Below are 7,505 nucleotides of genomic sequence, written 5' to 3' on the forward strand. Positions count from 1 at the left end.
GAGATTTTTCCAGAAAACAGGAGGCTTGACCTTGCTTTCCCGTACAATCCCGGAGTTACCTTTGCACCCAGCACGAAAATGACTGCCTGATGCGGCTCACTGAAAGGCGCGAAAATGGAGGTAAACGGAAGTGGAGGCAGATTAGACAGGAAACTTCAAAAGAGAAATCCGTGAAAAAGACATCCCCAACAGAAAAGAACATAGCCGGTAGCGTGAAACTGAGCAAACCATCGGCAAGGAAGTATGTTTTTATCTGTTTGGCCAAACGTGTTTGGTCGGATGGATAAAATCATTCTTCCCGGTTTGTCTGCCGTGAGTGACGGCTTGTTCCATTTATGGAATGTGCGGTCATACACGGCTTTCCGCTTCCGGCTCAAAAGGACAACGAAAAAAGAAAAATCGTCAAAACCCCGTAAAAGCACCTCTTTGGCATAAGCACAAAAGAAAGGGGCCTTGTCTCATCAGTCTAAACTATTGTTTAGGCATGAGGCAAAGCCCTTTTCTCCGCTTATGCGGCAGTCGGCACACGTTCGTTCAAAATCTTTTTGGGCGATGGTGTGCTGACGGATAAAATCGCTTTTACGGAAAAACTTGTGTGAGAAGAAAAATCAGGAGATTCATTTCTAAATCTCCCGTTTTATTGTTACTTTTGCATACGAAGAGTTCTTTGAAGGTTACGCAACGCACAGAAGAATAATGCAGTAGATAACTAACTAATTCGTAACCTATTACTATTATGAGCGATTACCCAATGCTCATTTCCAATAAATTACACTCTTTTCGTAACTTCGGACAAACGAATATACGGTTTTTGATCCGAACAATGATAACCGTCAGACTCTGCCACGTTTCCAACCGGAAGCAATGAGAATGAATACCCGAATCGTGAATGTGCTGCAAAACTTTGGTCGTATGCGAGGTATGACTTCTGCGCAGGTAGCGCTAGGTTGGTTGTTGCAGAAGGCACCATGGATTGTACCGATTCCCGGAACGACGAAACTTTCGCATCTGGAAGAGAATTTACGTACCCTCGATTTAACATTATCCACTGAAGAATGGAAAGAACTAGAAGATGCGATTGTTGCCATTCCGGTTGTCGGAGATCGTTATAATGCTGAACAGCAACGACAGGTAGGATTTTAATGGAAAAACTGAAATTGTTAAATTACACAATATTAATCACATAGATTTCTGGAGAATAGCATATTAACTCTTTATATTTCAGTCCCTCATCGATCTATTATGTATCTGGTAGAGGATATAATATGTAGAAAGAATCTCTTCTTATACTAATAGAAGAGATTCTTTGATAATGTACAATTTAGTCTTTAAATTTCAGATATCTCAGGTACTAAAAGAAATTTAGTACCTGGAAAGTTCTTTTTCAAATAAGTACGAATGAATTCCATGGTATCATTTTGAATTGTTTTATCTTCTACAGTCGGATATAAATTATAAAGTACAGTATCTAGTGTAATGCCACGTCTTTGTATAGCTTCCAAACTTAGAAGCGTATGATTAATACTACCCAATTTACCGGAAGTGACAAAGATCAGCGGATACTGTTCTTGAGCGATGTAGTCGATAGTCAGGAGTTCTGTTGTAAGAGGTACCATAAGACCACCCGCTCCTTCAAGTAGTACATAATCATAGCGTTCACTCAATTCTTGTGTGGAACGTTTGATTTTGTCGAAGTCGATGGGGCGGTTGTCCAGACGGGCGGCGAGATGGGGAGAGGCCGGGTAAGAAAAGATTTCCGGCATGGTTAGTCCTTTCTTGTCTTCTTGTGTAAAAGGGATTCCCATGATGCGGCGGTGCAGGTCGATGTCTTCGGAATGCCCTACATTGCCGGTTTGGATAAACTTTTGTGTGATGGTTTTCTTTCCGCTATTATTCCATTCACGTGCCAGAAACCGGTGGCATAACTTTTACCGGCATCGGTATCGATACCGCTTACAAAATATACATTCTGTTTCATACTCTTTTTTTCTTTGCTATAATATAAATTGGATGATATGTTAGAGATACTGTACTACCTTGACTGAACTTTTGGGTGTAACGTTCACAAAAGTGGTATAGATCACGACGGGTCCAGAGATGTTCTTTTGCCTTATGATCTTGTTCCGTATGTAAGGAAACAGGTGCTGACAGTCCGGTTACACCGGTTTGTTTCAGATGATAGAGCACTTTCATTGGATTCTCGAAGCGGAGAGGGATAATTTCTTCTTCTGAATATAAGATATCAAAGTGAGGAGATAAAGCTGCTTCTAACTCTTTTCGTGAACGATAAGGGAGTCCGTTTCCAGTGAGTTCCCTAACTTCTTTCATATTGTCTTTTCCAAATGTGCTGAAAGCAAAATAGCCGTCTTCGTTGAGTAAGTTGTTGCATCTCTGAAAGAACTTTTCGGGAGATTCGAACCATTGCAAGGCAGAGCAGGAAGTGATTAATGAACTACTATTAGGAAAAAAGATATTTTCTGCATCTCCCGGAAGAAAGGCAACTTGATGTTCTTTTAATAAATCTTCGCAGCAATATTTCATCTCTTCGCAAAGGTCATTCAACACCAGAGATTTTGGACGAAGACTTTGGAGCAACATACGGGAATAAATTCCTGTTCCACAGCCGAATTCAATGACATTTGGGCAAGGAGCGGACAAGTGTTCTTGAAGAAGGCGGATCATCTTGTCGGCAATTTGTCTTTGTACATTTGCTTCCTCGGAATAGGTGGTGATGGCTTTAGAGAAGCGTTCGGCAATCAATGATTTATTCATGAGCAATAATTAAAGTTTCACGCTTGATTTGCAATATTATACTTTACTTCCACAAGTGGTTTTCTTAGGCTTGGGAAGGTTAATTATTTATCCATTTGTTGAGTATTAATAGCTTATGTCTCAACTATTAATACTTCATTTCCAAGCTATTAATAGTCTATTTCTCAACTATTAATAGCCAATATCTCAATAGTTAAATGACTCGTTCGTTACTACTAGTCCGTTGAAAATAAATGTTTTAATGGTAAGTTAAAAAGCTCTTTCTGATAGTGTGCTGCATCTGTTTCTTCTATCATATCTACTTTGTCTTTCCATGCCTGCCATTGATTTTCCGGAAGGAAAATACGATCATTCTTTCCAATGACAACTTTCTGCCAAATGAATGAAGAAGGAGGTAAAGCCAGATACAAACATTGAATGGCAGCTAGTTCATCTTTTAGTTCTTCAACAGGGCGTCGTGGGGCTACTGATAGAAACTCTTTATATTCAACCGCTGAACCGCACATTCTCCTTTGGAATTTAAGTAGTGTCTGTTCATTTAAGCCTTGAAGTGTTCCTTCAAAAATTGAGTGTGCAATACCTCGTGTGTCGTCTATCGGATAAAGTGTGCCGTTGAGAACAATACTATGGACAATCGGTAGATGGGGAAATCGTTGCATAATCTGTGAGGCTACCCATACTCCCATTGACCAGGCAATCAGTGTGATATGAGAGTATTTTTGAATAAGAGTATCGTCAAAATTCAATGAACGGTAGTCATAACAGATCATCAAATCACAATCATTGGAATGAATTTGTTGAAATGGCGTTTCGTCCATTCCCCACCCTGCGAAGAAGAGAATCAGGTGTGGATGACTATTCTTGATTAAAAATTCCTGTATCATTTGTTTAGAATAGAATTTATTAATTCATCAATTTTCTTTTTCAGTGATATCTGCTGTTAATGAGAAACGGATGCGGGAAGTTCCTGAAGGAACTTCCCGCATCCGTTTCTCATTAACAGCAGATATCACTGAAAAAGAAATTGATGAATTAATAAATTCTATTCTAAACAAATGATACAGGAATTTTTAATCAAGAATAGTCATCCACACCTGATTCTCTTCTTCGCAGGGTGGGGAATGGACGAAACGCCATTTCAACAAATTCATTCCAATGATTGTGATTTGATGATCTGTTATGACTACCGTTCATTGAATTTTGACGATACTCTTATTCAAAAATACTCTCATATCACACTGATTGCCTGGTCAATGGGAGTATGGGTAGCCTCACAGATTATGCAACGATTTCCCCATCTACCGATTGTCCATAGTATTGTTCTCAACGGCACACTTTATCCGATAGACGACACACGAGGTATTGCACACTCAATTTTTGAAGGAACACTTCAAGGCTTAAATGAACAGACACTACTTAAATTCCAAAGGAGAATGTGCGGTTCAGCGGTTGAATATAAAGAGTTTCTATCAGTAGCCCCACGACGCCCTGTTGAAGAACTAAAAGATGAACTAGCTGCCATTCAATGTTTGTATCTGGCTTTACCTCCTTCTTCATTCATTTGGCAGAAAGTTGTCATTGGAAAGAATGATCGTATTTTCCTTCCGGAAAATCAATGGCAGGCATGGAAAGACAAAGTAGATATGATAGAAGAAACAGATGCAGCACACTATCAGAAAGAGCTTTTTAACTTACCATTAAAACATTTATTTTCAACGGACTAGTAGTAACGAACGAGTCATTTAACTATTGAGATATTGGCTATTAATAGTTGAGAAATAGACTATTAATAGCTTGGAAATGAAGTATTAATAGTTGAGACATAAGCTATTAATACTCAACAAATGGATAAATAATTAACCTTCCCAAGCCTAAGAAAACCACTTGTGGAAGTAAAGTATAATATTGCAAATCAAGCGTGAAACTTTAATTATTGCTCATGAATAAATCATTGATTGCCGAACGCTTCTCTAAAGCCATCACCACCTATTCCGAGGAAGCAAATGTACAAAGACAAATTGCCGACAAGATGATCCGCCTTCTTCAAGAACACTTGTCCGCTCCTTGCCCAAATGTCATTGAATTCGGCTGTGGAACAGGAATTTATTCCCGTATGTTGCTCCAAAGTCTTCGTCCAAAATCTCTGGTGTTGAATGACCTTTGCGAAGAGATGAAATATTGCTGCGAAGATTTATTAAAAGAACATCAAGTTGCCTTTCTTCCGGGAGATGCAGAAAATATCTTTTTTCCTAATAGTAGTTCATTAATCACTTCCTGCTCTGCCTTGCAATGGTTCGAATCTCCCGAAAAGTTCTTTCAGAGATGCAACAACTTACTCAACGAAGACGGCTATTTTGCTTTCAGCACATTTGGAAAAGACAATATGAAAGAAGTTAGGGAACTCACTGGAAACGGACTCCCTTATCGTTCACGAAAAGAGTTAGAAGCAGCTTTATCTCCTCACTTTGATATCTTATATTCAGAAGAAGAAATTATCCCTCTCCGCTTCGAGAATCCAATGAAAGTGCTCTATCATCTGAAACAAACCGGTGTAACCGGACTGTCAGCACCTGTTTCCTTACATACGGAACAAGATCATAAGGCAAAAGAACATCTCTGGACCCGTCGTGATCTATACCACTTTTGTGAACGTTACACCCAAAAGTTCAGTCAAGGTAGTACAGTATCTCTAACATATCATCCAATTTATATTATAGCAAAGAAAAAAAGAGTATGAAACAGAATGTATATTTTGTAAGCGGTATCGATACCGATGCCGGTAAAAGTTATGCCACCGGTTTTCTGGCACGTGAATGGAATAATAGCGGAAAGAAAACCATCACACAAAGTTTATCCAAACCGGCAATGTAGGGCATTCCGAAGACATCGACCTGCACCGCCGCATCATGGGAATCCCTTTTACACAAGAAGACAAGAAAGGACTAACCATGCCGGAAATCTTTTCTTACCCGGCCTCTCCCCATCTCGCCGCCCGTCTGGACAACCGCCCCATCGACTTCGACAAAATCAAACGTTCCACACAAGAATTGAGTGAACGCTATGATTATGTACTACTTGAAGGAGCGGGTGGTCTTATGGTACCTCTTACAACAGAACTCCTGACTATCGACTACATCGCTCAAGAACAGTATCCGCTGATCTTTGTCACTTCCGGTAAATTGGGTAGTATTAATCATACGCTTCTAAGTTTGGAAGCTATACAAAGACGTGGCATTACACTAGATACTGTACTTTATAATTTATATCCGACTGTAGAAGATAAAACAATTCAAAATGATACCATGGAATTCATTCGTACTTATTTGAAAAAGAACTTTCCAGGTACTAAATTTCTTTTAGTACCTGAGATATCTGAAATTTAAAGACTAAATTGTACATTATCAAAGAATCTCTTCTATTAGTATAAGAAGAGATTCTTTCTACATATTATATCCTCTACCAGATACATAATAGATCGATGAGGGACTGAAATATAAAGAGTTAATATGCTATTCTCCAGAAATCTATGTGATTAATATTGTGTAATTTAACAATTTCAGTTTTTCCATTAAAATCCTACCTGTCGTTGCTGTTCAGCATTATAACGATCTCCGACAACCGGAATGGCAACAATCGCATCTTCTAGTTCTTTCCATTCTTCAGTGGATAATGTTAAATCGAGGGTACGTAAATTCTCTTCCAGATGCGAAAGTTTCGTCGTTCCGGGAATCGGTACAATCCATGGTGCCTTCTGCAACAACCAACCTAGCGCTACCTGCGCAGAAGTCATACCTCGCATACGACCAAAGTTTTGCAGCACATTCACGATTCGGGTATTCATTCTCATTGCTTCCGGTTGGAAACGTGGCAGAGTCTGACGGTTATCATTGTTCGGATCAAAACCGTATATTCGTTTGTCCGAAGTTACGAAAAGAGTGTAATTTATTGGAAATGAGCATTGGGTAATCGCTCATAATAGTAATAGGTTACGAATTAGTTAGTTATCTACTGCATTATTCTTCTGTGCGTTGCGTAACCTTCAAAGAACTCTTCGTATGCAAAAGTAACAATAAAACGGGAGATTTAGAAATGAATCTCCTGATTTTTCTTCTCACACAAGTTTTTCCGTAAAAGCGATTTTATCCGTCAGCACACCATCGCCCAAAAAGATTTTGAACGAACGTGTGCCGACTGCCGCATAAGCGGAGAAAAGGGCTTTGCCTCATGCCTAAACAATAGTTTAGACTGATGAGACAAGGCCCCTTTCTTTTGTGCTTATGCCAAAGAGGTGCTTTTACGGGGTTTTGACGATTTTTCTTTTTTCGTTGTCCTTTTGAGCCGGAAGCGGAAAGCCGTGTATGACCGCACATTCCATAAATGGAACAAGCCGTCACTCACGGCAGACAAACCGGGAAGAATGATTTTATCCATCCGACCAAACACGTTTGGCCAAACAGATAAAAACATACTTCCTTGCCGATGGTTTGCTCAGTTTCACGCTACCGGCTATGTTCTTTTCTGTTGGGGATGTCTTTTTCACGGATTTCTCTTTTGAAGTTTTCCTGTCTAATCTGCCTCCACTTCCGTTTACCTCCATTTTCGCGCCTTTCAGTGAGCCGCATCAGGCAGTCATTTTCGTGCTGGGTGCAAAGGTAACTCCGGGATTGTACGGGAAAGCAAGGTCAAGCCTCCTGTTTTCTGGAAAAATCTCCAGCCTTTCGGGTAGTATTTTT

The 7,505-nt window shown here is 39.7% G+C and carries 8 protein-coding genes and 4 pseudogenes; 7 read left to right on the plus strand and 5 right to left on the minus strand.

Annotation, left to right across the window (positions count from 1 at the left end; genetic code table 11):
* The first annotated feature begins 89 nt into the window (after positions 1–89).
* The 3 genes and pseudogenes from EJF25_RS25240 to EJF25_RS24335 form a co-directional block, all read left to right on the plus strand.
* A complete protein-coding gene (locus EJF25_RS25240; RefSeq protein ID WP_200832986.1) occupies positions 90–287 on the plus strand; it encodes a hypothetical protein in 198 nt (65 codons plus the stop codon).
* Entirely contained in the window at positions 280–435 is a 156-nt protein-coding gene (locus EJF25_RS25245) for a hypothetical protein (protein ID WP_004314171.1), read from the plus strand. The genes EJF25_RS25240 and EJF25_RS25245 overlap by 8 nt, the downstream gene beginning before the upstream one ends.
* A gap of 360 nt (positions 436–795) precedes the next feature.
* Positions 796–1,143 (plus strand): annotated as a pseudogene (locus tag EJF25_RS24335) (aldo/keto reductase); the annotation flags it as partial.
* Between the two features lie 185 nt (positions 1,144–1,328).
* Here the strand turns inward: EJF25_RS24335 and bioD (EJF25_RS24340) are convergent.
* The 3 genes and pseudogenes from bioD (EJF25_RS24340) to EJF25_RS24350 form a co-directional block, all read right to left on the minus strand.
* Positions 1,329–1,978: pseudogene (gene bioD, locus EJF25_RS24340) on the minus strand (dethiobiotin synthase).
* Positions 1,975–2,772, minus strand: coding sequence for a malonyl-ACP O-methyltransferase BioC (gene bioC, locus EJF25_RS24345; protein WP_125042010.1), 798 nt, complete (start codon positions 2,770–2,772; stop codon positions 1,975–1,977). Before bioC (EJF25_RS24345) ends, bioD (EJF25_RS24340) begins: the two are co-directional and overlap by 4 nt.
* A 215-nt stretch (positions 2,773–2,987) precedes the next feature.
* Positions 2,988–3,656: a DUF452 family protein gene (locus EJF25_RS24350; protein WP_125042009.1), complete on the minus strand. Its 669-nt coding sequence runs from the start codon at positions 3,654–3,656 to the stop codon at positions 2,988–2,990.
* Positions 3,657–3,827: 171 nt separating this feature from the next.
* On the opposite strand from EJF25_RS24350, the gene EJF25_RS24355 reads away from it, so the two are divergent.
* The 3 genes and pseudogenes from EJF25_RS24355 (at position 3,828) to bioD (EJF25_RS24365) (ending at position 6,155) form a co-directional block, all read left to right on the plus strand.
* Entirely contained in the window at positions 3,828–4,496 is a 669-nt protein-coding gene (locus tag EJF25_RS24355; RefSeq protein WP_125042009.1) for a DUF452 family protein, read from the plus strand.
* A gap of 215 nt (positions 4,497–4,711) precedes the next feature.
* Entirely contained in the window at positions 4,712–5,509 is a 798-nt protein-coding gene (gene bioC, locus EJF25_RS24360) for a malonyl-ACP O-methyltransferase BioC (protein ID WP_125042010.1), read from the plus strand.
* Positions 5,506–6,155 (plus strand): annotated as a pseudogene (gene bioD, locus EJF25_RS24365) (dethiobiotin synthase). The gene bioC (EJF25_RS24360) and the pseudogene bioD (EJF25_RS24365) overlap by 4 nt, the downstream one beginning before the upstream one ends.
* A 185-nt stretch (positions 6,156–6,340) precedes the next feature.
* Here bioD (EJF25_RS24365) and EJF25_RS24370 read toward each other — a convergent pair.
* Both EJF25_RS24370 and EJF25_RS25250 read right to left on the minus strand, forming a co-directional pair.
* A pseudogene (locus tag EJF25_RS24370) lies at positions 6,341–6,673 on the minus strand (aldo/keto reductase); the annotation flags it as partial.
* A gap of 374 nt (positions 6,674–7,047) precedes the next feature.
* Positions 7,048–7,203, minus strand: coding sequence for a hypothetical protein (locus EJF25_RS25250; RefSeq protein WP_004314171.1), 156 nt, complete (start codon positions 7,201–7,203; stop codon positions 7,048–7,050).
* Between the two features lie 14 nt (positions 7,204–7,217).
* Between EJF25_RS25250 and EJF25_RS25255 the strand changes: the two genes are divergently transcribed.
* On the plus strand, positions 7,218–7,505 hold a 288-nt coding region (locus EJF25_RS25255), incomplete at its 3' end, for a hypothetical protein (protein WP_200832987.1).

This window comes from Bacteroides faecalis (assembly GCF_003865075.1).
Taxonomy (GTDB): domain Bacteria; phylum Bacteroidota; class Bacteroidia; order Bacteroidales; family Bacteroidaceae; genus Bacteroides; species Bacteroides faecalis.

What these genes read in the sequence shown, in the direction of transcription:
- EJF25_RS25240 (WP_200832986.1), top strand. Translation starts at nt 90, where the DNA reads ATGCGGCTCACTGAAAGGCGCGAAAATGGAGGTAAACGGAAGTGGAGG.
- EJF25_RS24350 (WP_125042009.1), bottom strand. Translation starts at nt 3,656, where the DNA reads ATGATACAGGAATTTTTAATCAAGAATAGTCATCCACACCTGATTCTC.
- EJF25_RS25250 (WP_004314171.1), bottom strand. Translation starts at nt 7,203, where the DNA reads ATGGATAAAATCATTCTTCCCGGTTTGTCTGCCGTGAGTGACGGCTTG.
- EJF25_RS24355 (WP_125042009.1), top strand. Translation starts at nt 3,828, where the DNA reads ATGATACAGGAATTTTTAATCAAGAATAGTCATCCACACCTGATTCTC.
- bioC (WP_125042010.1), top strand. Translation starts at nt 4,712, where the DNA reads ATGAATAAATCATTGATTGCCGAACGCTTCTCTAAAGCCATCACCACC.
- EJF25_RS25245 (WP_004314171.1), top strand. Translation starts at nt 280, where the DNA reads ATGGATAAAATCATTCTTCCCGGTTTGTCTGCCGTGAGTGACGGCTTG.
- bioC (WP_125042010.1), bottom strand. Translation starts at nt 2,772, where the DNA reads ATGAATAAATCATTGATTGCCGAACGCTTCTCTAAAGCCATCACCACC.